Origin of the sequence: Sphingomonas mangrovi, assembly GCF_047975845.1 — a bacterium.
Lineage (GTDB): Bacteria > Pseudomonadota > Alphaproteobacteria > Sphingomonadales > Sphingomonadaceae > Sphingomonas.
The window spans coordinates 1-18,756 of sequence record NZ_JBIUCZ010000027.1; the positions used below are offsets into that span (position 1 = coordinate 1).

Consider the following 18,756-nt stretch of genomic DNA (forward strand, 5'->3'; position numbering starts at 1 on the left):
CACACCGTTCCGCATACGAGAGCTGTCGGTACCTGGTTCCCATCGCAACACCTCAACCTGGTGTTGCACTTCGTTTGTGAACTCGGGGCATCCATTCGCGCTCGGTTTGAGCCTCCAGCGTAGCGCCAATGGATCCTGACTTTCGTCAGGATGACGAGGATTGGTGCTGCCCACGCCTTCTGCGACCTCCTACGACATCCTCGCAGCTACGCGGACACCAGCCGCCCGCGACCCGAACTACTCGTCCGCGTCTTCGCGCTTGCGCGTGCAGGCGGCGTGGCAGCCGCCCTGGCACTGCTTGTCCGGCCCCGGCCGGTTGTCGCCGATCGGGATCGCGATCCGGCCGCCGTGGCAGGTCTCGACCACCAGCACCCGCGTGCCAACCGCGCCGGCCGGCACCGCGAGCATCAGCGCGCCCGCGGCCGACAGGCTCGTGCAGGCGAGGCGGGTGAGAGGGTGGGCGCCGGTCAGCATCGTGCCATCGTCATGCCGGCCGCCGTTCGTCGCCACGTTGACGTTGCGCAAACACGGGTTTGGGCTGGATCAAAGCTGGCGCCCCGCACCGGGCCTAACCCGCGCTCACCCAATTTGAAGGAGACGGGGGATGAACATGACGATGAAGGGCGCGATCCTCGCCGCTCTTGCAGCCGGTGTGGTGGCCACGCCCGCAGCAGCCCAGGACGCAGACCGCGTGGGGGTTGCGGCCGGTGACGTTCTGGTCCGCCTGCGCGGCATCGTCGTGGCACCGAACGAGGAATCGGGCAGCGTGCTGCCGGCATTCCCCGGCGAAGGCGTCAGCGTCAACAACAGCTTCATGCCGGAAGTCGACGTCACCTACATGGCGACCGACAACATCGGCTTCGAACTGATCGCGTCGACCACCAAGCACAAGGCGTCGGGCAAGACCGGCACGACCGGCTCGCTCGGCAAGCTCGCCAGCACCTGGGTGCTGCCGCCGACGCTGACCGCGCAGTACCACCTCAACCCGACCGGCGCGGTGCGTCCGTACGTCGGTGCGGGCGTGAACTACACGATCTTCTGGAACGAGAAGGCGTCGAACTCGCTCGAGGCCGCGGTCGGCGAGACCCGCGTCAAGATGGACGACAGCTTCGGCTGGGCCGCGCAGGTGGGCGTCGATGTCGACATCACGCCGAAGGTCTTCCTGAACCTCGACGTCAAGTACATCGACATCGACACGACCGCGAAGCTCTACACCACCGCCGCCGGCCGTCAGACGGTCGACATCAGCCTCGATCCGCTGGTGTTCGGCGTGGGCCTGGGCATGCGCTTCTAAGCCTCTCCGCAGGAGCGTGAGGGGCCCCGCTCCTCCGCCTCAACCGACTGTTTCGCACAGGACGGAGAGGTGGAGGGGCGGGGCTTTTCGCGTGCATGGGCGGTTTGCGTCGCGCCATGCATCGAGGTCCCCAGGAAGGGCGTTGAGGTTGCCCGCGGTGCTTCGATACGGGTCTTCGTCAGGCTCAGCCCCTACTCAGCACGAACGGTTTCGCTTGGCGGCTTCCTTCTCCAGAGTGGCGCGCCTCGGCGGAAATCACCGTGGTCGGTCGGAGGGGTGCCGCAAGCGTCCTTCTCCCTTCGACGCCGTTTCGCTGGAACCTCCGCGGACGGACGTGGTTTCGGAGGACCTGCCCTCGTCAGGGCAGGCACTCCCACGCGCGCTTCGACCGGCAAGGGTCGGCAACAAAAGGACAGCTATGGCCGCTCCGACGATCCTGGTCGTGGAAGATGACCCGCAACTGCGAACCTTGATCGCACGCGCGCTTCAGGGGAACGGCTTCGTCGTCCGAACCGCCTCCGGCGCCGCGGAAATGTGGGGCTTCCTGGATGCCGACATCGTCGACCTCGTCGTCCTCGACATCATGCTACCGGGACCCAACGGCATCGACCTGTGCCGAGAAATCCGCCGCAAGCGCGACACGCCGATCATCTTCGCCAGCGCCAAGGGGAGCGAGACGGACCGGATCGTCGGGCTCGAACTCGGCGCGGACGACTATCTGCCCAAGCCGTTCAGCACCGAGGAACTGGTCGCGCGCGTCCGGGCGGTACTCCGCCGCACGGCACCGACGGACCAGGGTGCCGGGCGCAGCGCGGAAGCCATCCGGTTCGACGGCTGGACGGTCGATCTGCCCCGGCGCGAATTGCGCTCCGCGCGCGGCGCGATCGTCGACCTGACCGGGGCGGAGTTCGACCTGCTGGTGACGCTGCTCGAGCATCCGCAGCGCATCGTCGCCCGCGAGCGCCTCCTGGAGCTTACCCGCTCCCGCAACGAGGAGACGTCCGATCGCAGCATCGACGTGCTGGTCAGCCGCATCCGGCGCAAGCTGAGCACCAGCGACAAGCCCGCGCCGATCCTCACCATCCGGGGCGTGGGCTACATGCTGAACGTCCCCGTCGAGCGCGGGTGACGGGGCAGGGCGAGCCGTTTCCGCGACGCCTGCTGCGTAGCAACATTTCTCTACATTCGCGCCGCACGGCAGCAAAAACGGCCGTGTAGCGAATGCCTGTCCCATCCCGGGTGCAGGAGAGCGGTATGCCGGAATTCAACTTCGATCTGAACTGGTACGAACTGAGGGGCGCGCTCCTCACCCTGGGCGTCCTGATCGTGTTCGCGGCGTTCGAAGGCTGGCGGTCGCGTTGACGCCGCCGCCTCGCGGCAGCGTGCCCGGCCGGCGATCGGCCGGGCGGATCGCTCAGGCGTCCTCGTCGCGCCCGGGACGATCCTCGTCCTCCTCGATCAGCACGCGCATCGCCGCACCGTCGAGATCCTCGAACTGGCCGGACTTCACCGACCAGAAGAAGGCGGCGAGTCCCGCCAGGCCGAGCAGCAGCGCGATCGGGATGAGGACGGCTAGCCCGTTCATCGCGCCGCGCTCCGCAGCCGCAGCGCGTTCGCGACCACGATCAGCGACGATCCCGACATCGCCAGCGCCGCGATCAGCGGGGTGACGTAGCCCGCGATGGCGAGCGGCACCGCCAGCACGTTGTAGCCGATCGCCAGCGCGAAATTCTGGCGCACCACCCGCATCGTGCGGTGCGCGGCGGCGATCGCCACCGGCACCGGCATCAGCCGGTCGCCCAGGAACAGCAGGTCCGCCGCGGTCTGGCCGACGTCGCTGGCGGACGAAGGCGCGATCGAAACGTGCGCGGCCTTGAGCGCCGGGCCGTCGTTGAGGCCGTCGCCGACCATCAGCACGCGGCGACCGGAGGACTCCAGCCGCTCGATCGCAGCGAACTTGTCGGCCGGCGACAGTTCGGCCGTGGTGTCGACCGCCAGCTGGCGACCGACCGCCTCGACGGCCTGGGCGCGGTCGCCGGAGAGGATGGCGGGGGCCATGCCCTGCGCGCGCAGCCGGGCGACCGCCGCCTCGGCATCGGGACGCAGCGCATCCTCGAAGTGCAGCAGCCGCAGCGGGCCCTCGCCGAGGGCGAAGCCGGTGCTGAGCGCCGTGCCGTCGTGAGCCTGCTCGGTTGCCATCCAGTCAGGGCGACCGAGTCGTGCACGCACGCCATCGACGGTGCCTTGGATGCCGAGCCCCGGCTGCTCCGCCATGTCGGCGAGCGTCGCGGCCTGGACGCCTTCCGCCTCCAGCGCGGCGGCCAGCGCGCGCGACAGCGGGTGGCGGCTGGCGCGCGCCAGGGCGAGCGCGACGGGCCGCTCACCCTCGGTCAGCGGCAGCGTGCCGACCGGGGTCGGGCGGCCGAGCGTGAGCGTGCCGGTCTTGTCGAACAGTGCGACGTCGGCTTCGGCGAGCCGTTCGAGCGCCGAACCGTCCTTGATCAGCACGCCCGCCCGCATCAGCGCGCCCGAGGCGACGACCTGCGCGACCGGAACGGCGAGGCCGAGCGCGCAGGGGCAGGTGATGATCAGCACCGCCACCGCGATCAGCGTCGCGTAATGGGCGCCCGCGCCCGCCAGCATCCAGCCGAGGAAGCTGAGCGCCGCCAGGCTGTGCACCGCGGGGGCATAGAGCCGCGAGGCACGGTCGGCGATGCGGACGTAGCGCGACTTGGTGCCGCCCGCGGCCTCCATCAGCCGGGCGATGTCGGCGATGGCGGTCTTCTCGCCCGCCGCGGTGATCTTGACGGTCAGCGGTCCGTCCATGTTGATCGTGCCGGCGAGCACCCGGCTGCCGGGTGCGACCGCCTCGGGCACGCTCTCGCCGGTGATGAGCGATCGGTCGATGCTGCTGCTCCCCGTTTCGACCACCCCGTCGGCGGCGAGGCGGTCGCCGGCCGCGACCAGCATCCGCATGTTGGGGGCGAGTTCGTCGGCGGCGCGCCAGTGCGGCACGCCCTGCTTGTCGAGCACCTGCGCACCCTGCGCGGTCTGGCGCAGCAGCGCGCCGGCGCTGTCCTGCGCCCGCGCGCGCATCACGCTGTCCAGGAAGCGCCCGGCCAGCAGGAAGAACAGCAGCATCACCGCGCCGTCGAAATAGGCGTCGTGGCCGCCGGTGGCGGTCTCGTAGAGGCTGAGCGCGCAGGCCAGGGTGACGCCGATCGAGATCGGCACGTCCATGTTGGTGCGGCCGTGGCGCAGCGCACCCCAGGCGCTGCGGAAGAAGGGGCGGCCGGCGTAGGCCACCGCCGGCAGCGCGATCAGCGCCGACAGCCAGTGGAACATCTGCCGCGTCGCGCCCTCGGCACCCGACCAGACCGACACCGACAGCAGCATCACGTTCATCGCCGCGAAGCCGGCGACGGCGAGTGCCTTGACCAGCTCGCGGCTCTCGCGGCTGGCGGTGCCGTCGTTGTCGCCCAGGAACGGCTCGGCGGGAAAGCCGATGCGGACGATCGCGTCGCGCACCGCGCCGGTGTCGACCTCCGGCAGGTGCGTCACGCGCACGCGCTTGGCGGTGAAGTTGACCCGCGCGTCGATCACGCCCGGCGTCGCCGCCAGCCCCCCTTCGAGCTTTGCGATGCACCCGGCGCAATGCAGCGTCGGCACGCTGAACTGGCTGGTGGCGCAGCGGTCGCCGTCGGTGAGGGGGGCGGGGGCGTTCATGCAGGGACCTGATCGTCGAAGCGCGCGGTGTCGCGGCCCTCGCGCACGTCGATGCGCAGCAGCCAGCGGCCTTCGGGCAGCGGCTGCTGCGAGGCGAAGGCGCCGCCGCCGACCGCGACGAAGTGCAGCCGCCGCTCGGGCTCGCGGCCGAGCGGATGGGTCGCGACCGCCTCGATCGCCGCGCCGTAGAGCGGGCCGGTCGGCGACGCGGTGACGATGCGGACGATGCGGCTGTCGTCGACGGTCACGTCGAGCTTCCAGCCGAGCGCCTCCTGCGACCGCGCCTTGGCAAGCCAGCCGTTGAACTTCTGGCTCGCGACATAGCTGTTGTCGACGACGGTGCCGCCAAACGTGCCGACGGCGAAGCGTGCCATCACCAGGTTCACCGCGATGATCGTGCCGAACATGGCGACCATGATGGCGAGCATGTGCCAGCCGGTGAAGCGGCGCGGGCGGGCGGGGCGGGGGGCGGTCATTGTCCGGTCTCCGGGCGTTCGAAGAAGTTGGCGTCGGCGTCCTGGCCGCCCTCGTCGTCCAGCGCGCGGACGGTGAAGGACACGTCCTGGCGGGCCGGACCCTTGGCGGGGGCGGCGACGAACACGCGGGTGCGCGCGACCTGATCGGCGGGGACGCTCAGGCGCAGGGTCGAGCCCGCCGTCTCGCGCTTGCCGCCGTCGTTCCACATCGCCACGCCGGACAGCCCCGCGACACCGATCTCCACCTCGCGCGGGCGGTTCTCCATGTTGCGGACCTTGATGGTGTAGGTGTTGCGGATGCTGCCGTCCGACAGCCGCACGTAGAGCGGGTTGCGCGTCTGGCTGACCGACAGGTCGATGCGTGTGCGGGTACCCAGCGCGAACAACATGCCCATGCCGATCCCGGCCCACACCAGCGTGTAGAGGATCGTGCGCAGCCGCAGCAGCCGGCGGAACGGGTGCATCGGCTCGCCGCCTTCGCCGGCGATCACCTCGTCGGCGATGGTGCTGTAGCCGATCAGCCGCGTCGGGCGGCCGATCTTGGTCATGATGTCGTCGCAGGCGTCGATGCACAGCCCGCAGGTGATGCAGCCGATCTGGCTGCCGTTGCGGATGTCGATGCCGGTCGGGCACACCGCGACGCAGGCGTTGCAGTCGATGCAGTCGCCGATCCGCGGCGTCTTCTGCGGGTCGGCCGCCATCGCCACCAGCGACGGGACGCCGACCTGCGGCTCGGCGCCCTGGTCCTGCGTCTCCGGCCGGCGCGCGGCCGGGGCGGCGCGCTTGAGGCCGTGGGTGCGCGGCTCGCCCCGCCAATATTTGTAGGTGACGAGCAGCGACTTCTCGTCGAGCATCGCGCCCTGGATGCGCGGCCACGGGCACATGTAGATGCACACCTGCTCGCGCATCAGCCCGCCCAGCACATAGGTCGTGCCGGTCAGGATCGCGATGGTGGCATAGGCGGCGACCGGCGCCTGGCCGGAGACGACGTCGCCGAACAGCGTCGGCGCGTCGGCGAAGTAGAAGATCCACGCGCCGCCCGTCGCGACCGCGATCGCCAGCCAGATCGCGTGCTTGGCGGTGCGCTTGACGACCTTGGACACGCTCCACGGCGCCTTCTGCAGCCGGATCTGCGCGTTGCGGTCGCCTTCGATGAAGCGCTCGACGTGGACGAACAGGTCGGTCCACACCGTCTGCGGGCACGCATAGCCGCACCAGGCGCGCCCCACCGCGGAGGTCACCAGGAACAGCCCGATGCCCGCCATGATCAGCAGGCCGGCCACGTAATAGAATTCGTGCGGCCAGATCTCGATCGAGAACATGAAGAAGCGGCGGTGGGCGATGTCCACCAGAACGGCCTGATCGGGGGCGTACGGCCCCCGATCCCACCGCAGCCACGGCGTGAAGTAGTAGATGGCGAGGGTGATCGCCATGATCGCCCACTTCACGCGGCGGTAGCTACCGTCCACCGCCTTGGGGAAGATTTTGGTACGGGCCTCGAACAGTTTCTGCTTGGGGCCGGTCAGGTCTTCAGGGCTGGACATTCTGGGGTTGCGCGGCCGGGGTGGCCGCCTCCGGGTTGGACGTGGCGGCCGGAGCGGCCTCCGGCGTCTCGGGCACGAACGCCTCGCCGCCACCCAGCGAGTGGACATAGGCGGCGAGCATCTTGACGGTCACCGGGTCCAGGCGATGACCCCATGCGGGCATCACGCCATATCGCGAATTGGTGACCGTCTCGGTCAGGGTGTCGCGGTCGCCGCCGTACAGCCAGATGCCGTCGGTCAGGTTGGGGGCACCGAACTCCCGCATGCCCTTGCCCTGCGGCCCGTGGCAGGCGACGCAGTTGTTCTCGAACAGGGTGGCGCCGCGGCGCGCCGCATCGCTCGGCTTCTCCTGGCGGGAGATCGTGCGGACGTAGCTCACCACGTCCTGGATCTCGGCCGGCTGGAGGATGCCGTCGCGACCGAAGGCGGGCATCAGCGACATGCGGGTGTCGTCGTTGCCGGGCTGGCGGATGCCGTTGACCAGCGTCTGCTGGATCGTCTTGAGGTCGCCGCCCCACAGCCAGTCGTCGTCGTTGAGGTTCGGATAGCCCTTGCCCCCCGCGGCGCCGGCGCCGTGGCACTGGACGCAATAGACCTTGAACGCCGCACTGCCGCCGGCGACCGCCGCCTGGAACATCTCCGAATTCTCGGGCAGCCGCTCGATCTGGATCCGCGCCAGCTCGCGCTGGATCGGTGCGCGGCGCTCGCCTTCCTTGGCGATCTCCTGCTCCAGCTGGCCGCGGCTCGACCATCCCAGCACGCCCGCGGTCGCGCGGTGGACCATCGGCCAGGCCGGATAGAGCACGACGTAGACGATCGCGAAGACGATCGTGGCGAAGAAGGTGACCAGCCACCAGCGCGGCATCGGCGTATCGAGTTCCTCGATGCCGTCCCATTCGTGGCCGACGGTGCTCGTGCCGGTCTTTTCGTCGATGCGTTTGCGCTCAACCATCGGAGCGGTCCTCTTCCTCGAAGATGCTGTTGGCGGCCCGGTCGTGGTGCTTCCCGGCGTTGCGGCGGAACGTCCATCCCACCAGCACGAGGAACACCACGCTCATGAAGATCAGGCCGTAGCTGTCTGCGAAATGCCGCAGATCGCTGTAGTTCACCGCGGCTGCTCCTGGGCCTCCGCCGACCGGAAGTCGACGGTGGTGCCCAGCATCTGCAGATAGGCGACCAGCGCGTCCATCTCGGTCACCCGGTTGGGATCCCCGTCGAAGTCGCGCGCCTGGACCTTGGGATAGCGCTTGGCGAGCCCCTCGGTATCGCCTTCGCCGACCGCCTGGGTCATCAGGTCCTGGTTCGCCTGCCGGATGTCCTCGTCGGTGTAGGGAACGCCGACGCGGCGCATCGCGGTCAGGTGCTTGCTCATGTCGCCGGCGTCGAGCTCGCGATCCGCCATGAAGGCGTAGGGCGGCATGATCGATTCCGGCACCACCGAGCGCGGGTCCTTCAGGTGCTGGACGTGCCATTCGTCGGAATAGCGGCCGCCGACGCGCGCCAGGTCGGGACCCGTGCGCTTCGACCCCCACTGGAACGGGTGGTCGTACATGCTCTCCGCCGCCAGGCTATAGTGGCCATAGCGCTCGACCTCGTCGCGGAACGGACGGATCTGCTGGCTGTGGCAGTTGTAGCAGCCTTCGCGGATGTAGATGTTGCGTCCGGCGAGCTCGAGCGGGGTGTAGGGGCGGACCCCCTCCACCTTCTCCACCGTGGAGTCGATCCAGAACAGCGGAGCGATCTCCACGATGCCGCCCACGGCCACCGTCAGGAAGGCCAGGACGCCGAGCAGCGTGACGTTACGTTCGATCTTCTTGTGATCGAAAAACTTCGAAGCCATCGTCCTTGTCCTTACTCGGCGGGGGCGGGCTGGGGGTTGCCGGCGGCAGGCGCCGGCACCAGCGGGCGGTCCGCTTCGGGATCGTAGGCGGCGTCGGTCATCGGCGCCTCCTCGCGAAGATCACCCTTGATCGTCTTGTAGACGTTCCAGGCCATCACCAGCGAACCGGTGAGGTAGAACAGCCCGCCGATCACGCGAATCACATAGTAGGGCTTCATCGCGGAGACGACTTCGGCGAAGGCGTAGACCAAGTAGCCGTCGTCGCCGTATTCGCGCCACATCAGGCCCTGGGTGATGCCGGCGACCCACAGCGCGGACGCGTAGAGCACGATGCCCAGCGTCGCGAGCCAGAAGTGCCAGTTCACCATCCGCAGCGAGTAGAGCCGTTCGCGGCCCCACAGGCGCGGTGCCAGATAGTAGATCGCCGCGAAGGTGATCATGCCGTTCCAGCCGAGCGCACCGGAGTGCACGTGACCGACCGTCCATTCGGTGTAGTGGCTGAGCGAGTTCACGGCCTTGATCGACATCATCGGGCCTTCGAAGGTCGCCATGCCGTAGAAGGCCAGCGCGAAGACCATCATGCGGATGATCGGATCGGTGCGGATCTTGTCCCAGGCGCCGTTGAGCGTCATCAGGCCGTTGATCATGCCGCCCCAGCTGGGCATCCACAGCATCACCGAGAACACCATGCCCAGCGTCTGCGCCCAGTCGGGCAGCGCGGTGTAGTGGAGGTGGTGCGGACCCGCCCAGATGTAGAGGAAGATCAGCGACCAGAAGTGGATGATCGACAGCCGATAGCTGTAGACCGGGCGCTCGGCCTGCTTCGGCACGAAATAGTACATCATGCCGAGGAAGCCGGCGGTCAGGAAGAAGCCGACCGCGTTGTGGCCGTACCACCACTGGGTCAGCGCGTCCTGCACGCCCGCGAAGGCGGAGTAGGACTTGGAGCCGACCAGGCTGACCGGCAGCGACAGGTTGTTGACGATGTGGAGCATCGCCACGGTGATGATGAAGCCGAGGTAGAACCAGTTGGCCACGTAGATGTGGGGTTCCGACCGCTTGACGATCGTGCCGACGTAGACCGCCAGATAGGCGACCCAGACGATCGTCAGCCACAGGTCGACGTACCATTCGGGCTCGGCATATTCGCGACCCTCGGTGATGCCGAGGATGTAGCCGGTCGCCGCCAGCACGATGAACAGCTGGTAACCCCAGAACACGAAGTTCGCGAGCTTGGGCGCGAACAGCCGCGCGCGGCAGGTGCGCTGCACGACGTAGAAGCTCGTCGCCAGCAGCGCGTTGCCGCCGAAGGCGAAGATCACCGCCGAGGTGTGCAGCGGGCGCAGGCGACCGAAGGTCGTGAACTCGCTGTTGAGGTTCAGCGCCGGGAACGGCAGCTGCAGCGCGATGACCACGCCGACCAGGAAGCCGACGACTCCCCAGAACACCGTCGCGATCACGCCCCAGCGGATCACGTCGTCGTAGTAGCGGCCCTGAAGCGCCGACGGGCCCGCCAGACGGGCCGGCAGCGCGTTGAAGTCGCTCTTGGCCATCGTCAGGAACGCCGCGGCGAGACCCGCGATCGCCATGATTGCCATGTGCACGGCGAAGCCGGCATCGACCGCCACCGCGGCCCCGAATAGCGCCACGACGGCAAGGAATAACCAAGCCCCGGCGTTTGTGATGATATTGTCCATTAGCCCCTCGCCCGAACAGCGGTTCCAGCTAGCAGGGGCCCTCGACTTCTGCGCCCCCGGCAACATTGATTAGCGTCAAGACGGGCGGCGTCGCAGCGGCACCACCCGTCCTTCGCGGCGGTCTACGGCCGCTGCACCGTCACATCCTGCGATTCCACGAGCGACGACAGCGCGCCGCTGAAGTGCAGCGTGCCCATCAGCAGCAGCCCGGCGGTTCCCAGGCAGAACAGGATCACCGCCAGGATCGAACGGCGCCCCCGCTCGCGTCGACCGCCCGGACGGCTGCGCCCCGCCACGACGTCGTTGTCCGGCGTCTGTGATTCGCGGGCGAGGGTATTGGCGTGCAAGAACGCGTAATAGCCCGACGCCAGCGTCACCAAGATCAACAGGCCGTAGATGCCGGCGATAACTCCGATCGGCATGCGCCATTCCTCCCTGCGCCAACAGTCCCGACGCAGATGCTGCGCCCGGAATCACCGGGTCCGCATGGCACGCGACAGGTCCCTGGGATTTGATGGCGGTCAAAGAACGGAGTTTGACGGGCATCAAAGAAGCATTGCCGGTGCGTGCGTAGCGCCGCCATCTTCGGGAAGGTCGTGGAACGTCCGCGACCACTTCGTCGAAGCGCGCTCGGTCGCGCCGGCGAAGGCGGGGACACGGCCGTGCTGACGTCGATGGCTACCAGCCCGCTGCTGGAGGGGATACCGGACGAACTGGCGGAGCAGCTGCGCCGCGCGGCGGGGGTGCGGACCTACCGCGCCAACCAGACCATCGTCTACGAAGAGGATCCCGCCGACCAGTTCCTGCTGCTGGTCGAGGGGAGGGTGCGCGTCTGGCGGACCTCCACCCGCGGCACGGCGATGACCGTGCACATGCTGGGGCCGGGGGGCATGCCCGGCTGCGTCGCCGCCTTCCGCCAGATCCCCTATCCGGCGACGGTGACCGCGCTGACCGACGTGCGGGCGCTGAGCTGGCCGGCCGAGCGGATGCGCGAGCTGATGACCGCCCATCCGGCGCTCGCCAGCAACTTCGTCCACATCGTCGCCGAGCGGAACCAGGAGATGCTGCAGCGGCTGCACGAGGTGTCGACGCTGCCCGTCGCGCAACGTGTCGCACGCGCGCTGCTGCGGCTGGCCGACGAGGAGCCGGAGGTCGACGGGGCGGTGCAGGTGGCGCTGTCGCGGCAGGACCTGGCGGAGCTCACCGCGACCACGCTGCACACCGTCAGCCGACTGGTGAGCCGCTGGGAACGCGACGGCATCGTCGCGGCCGGACGCAAGCGCGTGCGCATCCTCGACCACGCGCGGCTGGTCGCAGAGGGCGAGGCCGCGGAGTAGCGCGGCTCAGCAGGGCTGGAGCATCGCCCGCGCGAAGATGTCCCAGCGATCGTCGAACTGCGCACGCGAGGCCTCGGACTCGCACTCGGTGCAGCCCGAGCGGCGCGCGCCGCCGTCGATCAGGTCGACCAGCACCTCGCAGATCCGCGCGGGATCGCCGTCGCGCAGGCATCCGGCGGCCTGCGCGTCCTCGATCCGCTCGCGCAGCGGCGCGTTGGCGACCCGCTCCCATTCGAGCAGCTTGCGGCGCATGTCCTCCGAAAAAGCGCCCTCGGCCTGAAGGAAGGACAGGAAGGCGACGTCTTCCGGCGTGATGCAGCATTGGAAGAAGCGCTGGGTCGCCTGCTTGAGCGCGGCGACCGGATCGCTCGCCGTCCCGCCGTCGCATTCCGCCTCGGCATTGGAGCGCATCTCGTCCTCGAACCGCGACAGGTCGCGCTCCACTACCGCTTCGAGCAGCGCCGCCTTGCTGGGATAGCGGCGGTAGATGGTGTGCTTGGTGACGCCGACCGCGATCGCGATCTCGTCCATCGACGCGCCCGAAATGCCTTGGCGGCAGAAGGCGGCACGCGCACCCTCCAGCACCCGGTCGTTGATCGCGGCGGCTTCCTCTCGAGTCGGGCGACCGGCTCCCCGGCGTTCACCACATTTCAATGCAACGGCTCCAGCTTCGATGCCGACCCCGTAGCCCAGTACGCGAAAAAATGCACGGGCTGGTTGATTTATTTATTCGGACCGGTACAGAAAGCGCCGCCCGAACGGGCTCGCCCTCTTGGAGAAACGTTTGTGATCATCGCCCCCTCCTTCGGCCGGCCCGGCCGGACGCTGGTTGTCGTCGCTGGCGCGCTTGCCCTCTCCGGGTGCGGCGGCGGTGCCGAACAACCGCCGGCTCCCCCGCCGCCGCTGGTGACCGCGATCACCGTGCAGGGCGAGGCGGTTCCCAACATCATCGAGCTGCCCGGCCGCATCGAGGCGGTCCGCTCGGCCGAGGTGCGCGCGCGCACCGACGGCATCATCGAACGCCGCCTGTATCAGGAAGGCACCGACGTGAAGGCGGGGACGCCGCTGTTCCGCATCGATCCTCGCGACAAGCAGGCGCAGCTCGCCCAGGCGCGCGCCGCGCTGTCGCGGGCACAGGCGACGCGGACCAACGCCAAGCAGATCGTCGATCGCTATCGCCCGCTGATCGCCGAGAAGGCGGTGAGCGCGCAGGAATATGACGCCGCGCTCGCGACGCTGCGCGGGGCGGACGCCGATGTCGCCGACGCCCGCGCAGCCGTGTCGCGCGCCGAGCTGGAGCTGAGCTACACCACCGTCCGTGCGCCGATCAGCGGCCGCGTCGGACGCGCGCAGGTGACCGAGGGCGCGCTCGCCAGCGCCGCCAGCGCGACGCTGCTGACGACGGTCGAGCAGCTCGAGCCGGTCTATGCCGTGTTCACCGAGTCGAGTTCCGCGCTGCAGGACCTTGCCAACCGGGCGCGCTCCGGTGCACTTGCGCTGCCGTCGCTCTCGGGCGTCGAGGTGCGGCTGGTGCTGGAGAACGGCACCGAATATCCGGTTACGGGCCGCCTCAACTTCGCCGACCTCACGGTCGATCCGACCACCGGCAGCCAGGTGCTGCGTGCGACCTTCGCCAACCCGGCGCGCCAGCTGTTGCCCGGCCAGTTCATCCGCGGCCGCATCACCGCCGGCACCACCCGCGACGGCGTCCAGGTGCCGGCGCGCGCGGTGCAGCTGAGCAACGAGCAGGCCACCGTGATGGTGGTGGGCAAGGACGGCACCGTCGCTGCGCGCACCGTCGAGCTCGGCGGGCAGGTCGGCAGCGGCTGGGTCGTGCGCTCGGGCCTGAAGCCCGGCGAGCAGGTCATCACCGAAGGCTGGCAGAAGGTGCAGCCGGGCCAGAAGGTCCGCGTGCAGGCGCCGCAGGCCGGCGCCAAGCCGGCGCAGAACGGCCAGCCCGCGCAGGGCGGCCAGCCGGCCGCAGGCGCGCCGCGGGGCGCGGAAAAGGGGACGGCCCAGCAGGCCGCCCCGGCCGCCAACCGGTAAGACGAGGACACACCCCTCATGAATCGCTTCTTCGTCTATCACCCGGTGTTCGCCTGGGTGATCGCCGCCTTCATCTCGCTGTTCGGCGTGATCGCGCTGCGGATGCTGCCGATCGAGCAGTATCCGTCGGTGGCGCCGCCGGCGCTCAACCTGGCGCTCAACTACAGCGGCGCGTCGGCCGACGTGCTCGACCGCACGGTGACCTCCATCATCGAGAAGGAGATCAACGGCGTCGACAACTTCCTCTACATGTCGTCGACCAGCCGCTCCAACGGCACCGCGCAGATTACCGTCACCTTCCAGCCGGGCACCGATCTCGACATCGCCCGCACCCAGGTGCAGGACCGCCTGAGCCGCGCCGAACCGCGCCTGCCGCAGGAGGTGCGCGCGCTCGGCATTCAGGTGACGAAGTCCACCGCGGGCTTCCTGGAGGTCATCACCTTCCAGTCCAAGACCGGCCAGATCACCCCGGTCGAGATGGGCAACTTCGCCGACAACAACGTCATCAACGAGCTTCGCCGCGTCGACGGCGTGGGCGACGTGACGCTGTTCGGCTCGCCCTACGCGATGCGCGTGTGGCTCGATCCGGAAAAGCTGGCGGGCTACGGCATGTCGGCGAGCGAGGCGCTCGCCGCGGTGCAGGAGCAGAACAGCCAGACCGCGGGCGGTGCCTTGGGCGGCCAGCCGGTCACTCGCCAGACCGAGTTCACCGCGCAGGTCATCACCCAGAACCGCTTCTCGACCCCCGAACAGTTCCGCCAGATCATCATCCGCGCCAATCCCGACGGTTCGACGATCCGGCTGGGCGACGTCGCCCGGGTCGAGCTCGGCAAGGACAATTACAACTTCAAGCTGACGCTCAACGGCAAGGAGACCGCGGGTCTCGGCATCCAGCTGGCGCCGGGCGCGAACGCGCTCGCCACCGCGGAGGCGATCACCGACCGGATGAAGGAGCTGGAAAGCACCTTCCCGGCGGACATGACCTGGAGCATTCCGTTCACCACGACGCCGTTCATCACCGCGTCGGTCGACAGCGTGATCCACACGCTGATCGAGGCGATGATCCTCGTCTTCCTGGTGATGTTCCTGTTCCTCCAGAATTGGCGCGCGACGCTGATCCCGGCGATCGTGGTTCCCATCGCGCTCGCCGGTGCCTGCCTGGGCCTCTACCTTGCGGGCATGTCGATCAACACGCTGTCGCTGTTCGGCATGGTGGTGGCGATCGGCATCCTGGTCGACGACGCGATCGTCGTCGTCGAGAACGTCGAGCGCATCATGTCGGAGGAGGGGCTGTCGCCCCGCCGCGCGACGGTGAAGGCGATGGGCCAGATCACCGGCGCGATCATCGGCATCACGCTGGTGCTGATCGCGGTGTTCATCCCGATGGCGTTCTTCCCTGGCTCGACCGGGGGCATCTACCGCCAGTTCTCGATCACGCTCGCGGTGTCGATCTTCTTCTCGGCCGTGCTCGCGCTGACGCTGACGCCGGCGCTGTGCGCGACGCTGCTCAAGGCGGAGGACATGCACACCCACGAGAAGGAGCATGCCCCGGTCAAGCCGGGCATCCGCGGCGTGCCGCAGCGCTTCTTCAACTGGTTCAACGACCGCTTCGGCCGCGCGACCGATAAGTACGGCAACACCGTCGGCCGCATGCTCGGCCGCCCGGCGCGCTGGCTCGCGGTGTTCGCGGTGGTGCTGGTGCTCACCGGCCTGCTGTTCGTGCGCATGCCCGGCGGCTTCCTGCCGACCGAGGACCAGGGCTACGTCTTCGTGTCGTACGACGCGGCGCCGGGCGCCACGCTCGAACGGACCGGCGACGCGATCACCAAGGTGGAGAACTTCCTCCACCAGCAGCCGCAGGTCTCCGACATCGTCTCGGTCGCGGGCTTCAACTTCTTCGGTCAGGGCCAGTCGGCGGGCATCTCGTTCGTCAACCTGAAGAACTGGGAGGAGCGCGAGGGCGCCGAGAACAGCTCGACCACGCTGGTCGGCAAGGCCAACGGCTTCTTCCAATCGATCCCCGAAGCGATCATCTTCGCGCTCGATCCGCCGCCGATCCAGGCGCTGGGCAACGCCACCGGCTTCTCGATGAAGATCGAGGACCGCTCGGGCATGGGCTACGAAGCGCTGGTCAACGCCCGCAACCAGATCCTGGCGAAGGCGTCGCAGAGCAAGACGATGGTCGGCGTCCGTCCCGAAGGCCTCGGCCCCGCGCCGCAGCTCTTCGTCGACATCGACCGGGTCCAGGCGCGGGCGCTCGGCCTGCAGATCGCCGACGTCAACCAGACGCTGTCGATCGCCTTCGGATCGTCCTATGCGAACGACTTCATTCGCGAAGGCAATGTGCTGCGCGTCTACATCCAGGCGGAAGCCGAGCAGCGCATGACGCCGGAGGACGTGCTGAGCCTGCGTGTCCGCAACGGCTCCGGGCAGATGGTGCCGTTCTCCGCCTTCACCCAGGTGAAGTGGCAGAACGGTCCGCAGCAGCTCGAACGCTACAACGGCTATCCTGCGCTGACCGTCTCGGGTCAGGCGGCGCCGGGCGCGTCGAGCGGTACCGCGCTCGACGAGATGGAGCAGATCGCCGCCGAAGTGCTGCCCACGGGCATGAGCTTCGAATGGACCGGCACCGCCTATGAACAGAAGCAGGCGGGCAGCCAGATCGGTCTGCTGCTGGGTCTGTCGATGCTGGTGGTGTTCCTGCTGCTCGCCGCGCTCTACGAGAGCTGGGCGATCCCGCTGGCGGTGCTGCTGGTGGTGCCGTTCGGCGTGCTCGGCGCGGTGCTGTTCACCATGCTGCGCGGCTATTCGGTGGACGTCTACTTCAACGTGGGCCTGATCACGATCATCGGTCTCGCCGCGAAGAACGCGATCCTGATCGTCGAGTTCGCGATCGAGGACGAGGAGGGCGACAAGTCGACCTTCGACGCCACGATCGAGGCGGCACGCCAGCGTCTGCGTCCGATCCTGATGACCAGCCTCGCCTTCATCCTCGGCATGGTGCCGCTGGTGATCGCGAGCGGGGCGGGTGCCGCCAGCCGTCATGCGGTCGGCACGGGCGTGATGGGCGGCATGATCGCCGCCACCGCGTTCGGCATCTTCTTCACGCCGGTCTTCTACATCGCCGCCCGCAAGTGGCTGGCGCGCGACAACGACCACGAGGCCGAGGATGCCGCTGCCGAGGAAGAAGAGGCCCGCCGCCGCGCCGAGCGCGGCGACGACGCCGGGGAGCCCGTACATGCGTAAGATCCTGCTCACGCTGGTCGCGACCAGCACGCTCGCCGGCTGCAACTTCGCACCGGAATATCGCCAGCCCGTCGCCCCCGTCTCCGCGTCCTTCCCGGACGCTCCGACGGCGGCGGGGAGCCGGCTCGCGACCGACATCGGCTGGCGCGAGTTCTTCGGCGACCCGCGGCTCCAGGCCTATCTGGACGCGGCGCTGACCAACAACCGCGACCTGGCGCAGGCCGTCGCCCGCATCGATCAGGCCCGCGCGCAGTATCGCATCCAGGACGCCCAGCGGCTCCCGCAGTTGGGCTTGCAGGGGAGTGCGACGCGCACGCGTACCCCGCTCAACGCGCTGGGCTTCGGCGATGCGCTGGGCGGCGACCCCGCCGATCCCGAGGATCCCGAGATCCCGGTCGAGAACCCGCAGCAGAACTCGATCACCTTCAACCAGTATAATCTGGGCGTGGCGGTGACCTCGTTCGAGCTCGACTTCTGGGGTCGCGTCCGCAACCTCAGCGACGCGGCGCGTGCGCGCTACCTGTCGACGGTCGAGGCCGAGCGTGCCTTCCGCCTGTCGCTGGTGAGCCAGGTCGCCGCGACCTACCTCACCGTCCGGGCGGGCGAGGAGCGGATCGCGCTCGCCGAACGGACGGTGACGAGCCGGCGCGAGGGGCTGCGCATCGCCAAGCTGCGCTTCGACCGCGGCGTGACCTCGTCGGTCGACTACAACCAGTCGCAGCTGCTGGTGACGCAGGCGGAGGCCGAGCTTGCCGAGCTGCGCCGCACCACCGGCCAGGCGCAGAACCTGCTGACCGTACTGGTCGGCGGGCCGATCGACCCGGCGACGCTGCCGACGCCCCGCTCGATCAACGATGCGGGTCAGTTCGCCGCGATCGATCCGGGCCTGCCTTCGGCGCTGATCGCCAACCGTCCCGACGTGCTCGGCGCCGAGTACAACCTGCGCGCGGCGAATGCGGACATCGGCGCGGCGCGCGCGGCGTTCTTCCCGAACATCTCGCTCACCGGCAACTACGGCTGGGCGTCGTCGGACCTGGGCGACCTGTTCAAGTCGGGCTTCCAGAGCTGGTCGTTCGGCGGTGCGCTCAACCTGCCGATCTTCGACTGGGGCGCGCGCAAGGCGCAGCTGAACCTGACCCGCGCGCAGGCGGACGAGCTCGTCGCGGCCTATCAGCGCACGGTACAGGAAGCGTTCCGCGAAGTGGCCGACGCGCTGGTCGCGCGCCGCCACTATGCCGAGCAGATCGCCGCGCAGGAGCGCACCGTGGTGGCGCAGCGCAGCCTCGCCCGTACCGCGCAGCTTCGCTACGCCAACGGCATCTCGATCTACCTCGAAGTGCTGGACGCGGAGCGCAACCTGTTCGCGGCCGAGCAGCAGCTGCTCGCGCTGCGCAGCGCCGAACTCCAGAACGGCGTCTCGCTCTACGTCGCGCTGGGTGGCGGGCTGCGCGAGGTGTCGACGCAGTAACGCAGCGCCCTCGGCGCGAAATAGAACGGCCGGCGCGGGATCAGCCTCCCGCGCCGGCCGTTTCGCGTTGCGAGGAGATCGA

Annotated in this window: 17 protein-coding genes; 6 read left to right on the plus strand and 11 right to left on the minus strand. The window is 68.9% G+C overall.

All coding sequences use genetic code 11. The features are described from left to right. Nucleotides 1–237: 237 nt before the first annotated feature. The gene (locus ACBY01_RS12730) at nt 238–525 is read right to left on the minus strand and encodes a hypothetical protein (protein WP_416461258.1); all 288 of its coding nucleotides are present in this window, start codon (nt 523–525) and stop codon (nt 238–240) included. A gap of 85 nt (nt 526–610) precedes the next feature. On the opposite strand from ACBY01_RS12730, the gene ACBY01_RS12735 reads away from it, so the two are divergent. Both ACBY01_RS12735 and ACBY01_RS12740 read left to right on the plus strand, forming a co-directional pair. After that, entirely contained in the window at nt 611–1,294 is a 684-nt protein-coding gene (locus ACBY01_RS12735) for an OmpW/AlkL family protein (protein WP_416461306.1), read from the plus strand. 418 nt (nt 1,295–1,712) lie between these two features. Further along, nucleotides 1,713–2,423: a response regulator gene (locus ACBY01_RS12740; RefSeq protein WP_416461307.1), complete on the plus strand. Its 711-nt coding sequence runs from the start codon at nt 1,713–1,715 to the stop codon at nt 2,421–2,423. A gap of 285 nt (nt 2,424–2,708) precedes the next feature. Here the strand turns inward: ACBY01_RS12740 and ccoS are convergent, their stop codons facing one another. From ccoS to ACBY01_RS12785, 9 genes are all read right to left on the minus strand, one after another. Continuing rightward, nucleotides 2,709–2,879 carry a cbb3-type cytochrome oxidase assembly protein CcoS gene (ccoS, locus tag ACBY01_RS12745; protein WP_416461259.1) on the minus strand — a complete coding sequence of 57 codons (171 nt, stop codon included), beginning with the start codon at nt 2,877–2,879 and terminating at the stop codon, nt 2,709–2,711. Continuing rightward, a complete protein-coding gene (locus ACBY01_RS12750) occupies nt 2,876–5,020 on the minus strand; it encodes a heavy metal translocating P-type ATPase (protein ID WP_416461260.1) in 2,145 nt (714 codons plus the stop codon). The genes ccoS and ACBY01_RS12750 overlap by 4 nt, the downstream gene beginning before the upstream one ends. Further along, nucleotides 5,017–5,496 carry a FixH family protein gene (locus ACBY01_RS12755; RefSeq protein WP_416461261.1) on the minus strand — a complete coding sequence of 160 codons (480 nt, stop codon included), beginning with the start codon at nt 5,494–5,496 and terminating at the stop codon, nt 5,017–5,019. Before ACBY01_RS12755 ends, ACBY01_RS12750 begins: the two co-directional genes overlap by 4 nt. Further along, nucleotides 5,493–7,040, minus strand: coding sequence for a cytochrome c oxidase accessory protein CcoG (gene ccoG / locus ACBY01_RS12760; RefSeq protein WP_416461262.1), 1,548 nt, complete (start codon nt 7,038–7,040; stop codon nt 5,493–5,495). Before ccoG ends, ACBY01_RS12755 begins: the two co-directional genes overlap by 4 nt. Continuing rightward, entirely contained in the window at nt 7,027–7,992 is a 966-nt protein-coding gene (gene ccoP, locus ACBY01_RS12765; RefSeq protein ID WP_416461263.1) for a cytochrome-c oxidase, cbb3-type subunit III, read from the minus strand. Before ccoP ends, ccoG begins: the two co-directional genes overlap by 14 nt. Next, nucleotides 7,985–8,149, minus strand: a complete 165-nt coding sequence (locus ACBY01_RS12770; protein ID WP_416461264.1) for a cbb3-type cytochrome oxidase subunit 3 — start codon at nt 8,147–8,149, stop codon at nt 7,985–7,987. The genes ccoP and ACBY01_RS12770 overlap by 8 nt, the downstream gene beginning before the upstream one ends. Further along, the gene (gene ccoO / locus ACBY01_RS12775; protein ID WP_416461265.1) at nt 8,146–8,880 is read right to left on the minus strand and encodes a cytochrome-c oxidase, cbb3-type subunit II; all 735 of its coding nucleotides are present in this window, start codon (nt 8,878–8,880) and stop codon (nt 8,146–8,148) included. Before ccoO ends, ACBY01_RS12770 begins: the two co-directional genes overlap by 4 nt. Nucleotides 8,881–8,891: 11 nt before the next feature. Then, nucleotides 8,892–10,577, minus strand: coding sequence for a cytochrome-c oxidase, cbb3-type subunit I (gene ccoN, locus ACBY01_RS12780; RefSeq protein WP_416461267.1), 1,686 nt, complete (start codon nt 10,575–10,577; stop codon nt 8,892–8,894). A 122-nt stretch (nt 10,578–10,699) separates the two neighbouring features. Continuing rightward, entirely contained in the window at nt 10,700–10,999 is a 300-nt protein-coding gene (locus tag ACBY01_RS12785) for a hypothetical protein (protein ID WP_416461268.1), read from the minus strand. Nucleotides 11,000–11,251: 252 nt separating this feature from the next. On the opposite strand from ACBY01_RS12785, the gene ACBY01_RS12790 reads away from it, so the two are divergent. Continuing rightward, entirely contained in the window at nt 11,252–11,914 is a 663-nt protein-coding gene (locus ACBY01_RS12790; RefSeq protein ID WP_416461269.1) for a Crp/Fnr family transcriptional regulator, read from the plus strand. Nucleotides 11,915–11,920: 6 nt separating this feature from the next. Here the strand turns inward: ACBY01_RS12790 and ACBY01_RS12795 are convergent, their stop codons facing one another. Continuing rightward, a complete protein-coding gene (locus tag ACBY01_RS12795; protein WP_416461270.1) occupies nt 11,921–12,568 on the minus strand; it encodes a TetR/AcrR family transcriptional regulator in 648 nt (215 codons plus the stop codon). A gap of 132 nt (nt 12,569–12,700) precedes the next feature. Between ACBY01_RS12795 and ACBY01_RS12800 the strand changes: the two genes are divergently transcribed. The 3 genes from ACBY01_RS12800 to ACBY01_RS12810 are packed head-to-tail and all read left to right on the plus strand — an operon-like array spanning nt 12,701 to nt 18,674. Beyond that, nucleotides 12,701–13,960: an efflux RND transporter periplasmic adaptor subunit gene (locus ACBY01_RS12800; protein WP_416461271.1), complete on the plus strand. Its 1,260-nt coding sequence runs from the start codon at nt 12,701–12,703 to the stop codon at nt 13,958–13,960. Between the two features lie 18 nt (nt 13,961–13,978). Next, nucleotides 13,979–17,206 carry a multidrug efflux RND transporter permease subunit gene (locus ACBY01_RS12805; RefSeq protein ID WP_416461272.1) on the plus strand — a complete coding sequence of 1,076 codons (3,228 nt, stop codon included), beginning with the start codon at nt 13,979–13,981 and terminating at the stop codon, nt 17,204–17,206. Then, complete coding sequence (locus ACBY01_RS12810) at nt 17,199–18,674, plus strand: efflux transporter outer membrane subunit (protein WP_416461273.1); 1,476 nt, start codon at nt 17,199–17,201, stop codon at nt 18,672–18,674. Before ACBY01_RS12805 ends, ACBY01_RS12810 begins: the two co-directional genes overlap by 8 nt. The last annotated feature ends 82 nt before the right edge of the window (nt 18,675–18,756 follow it).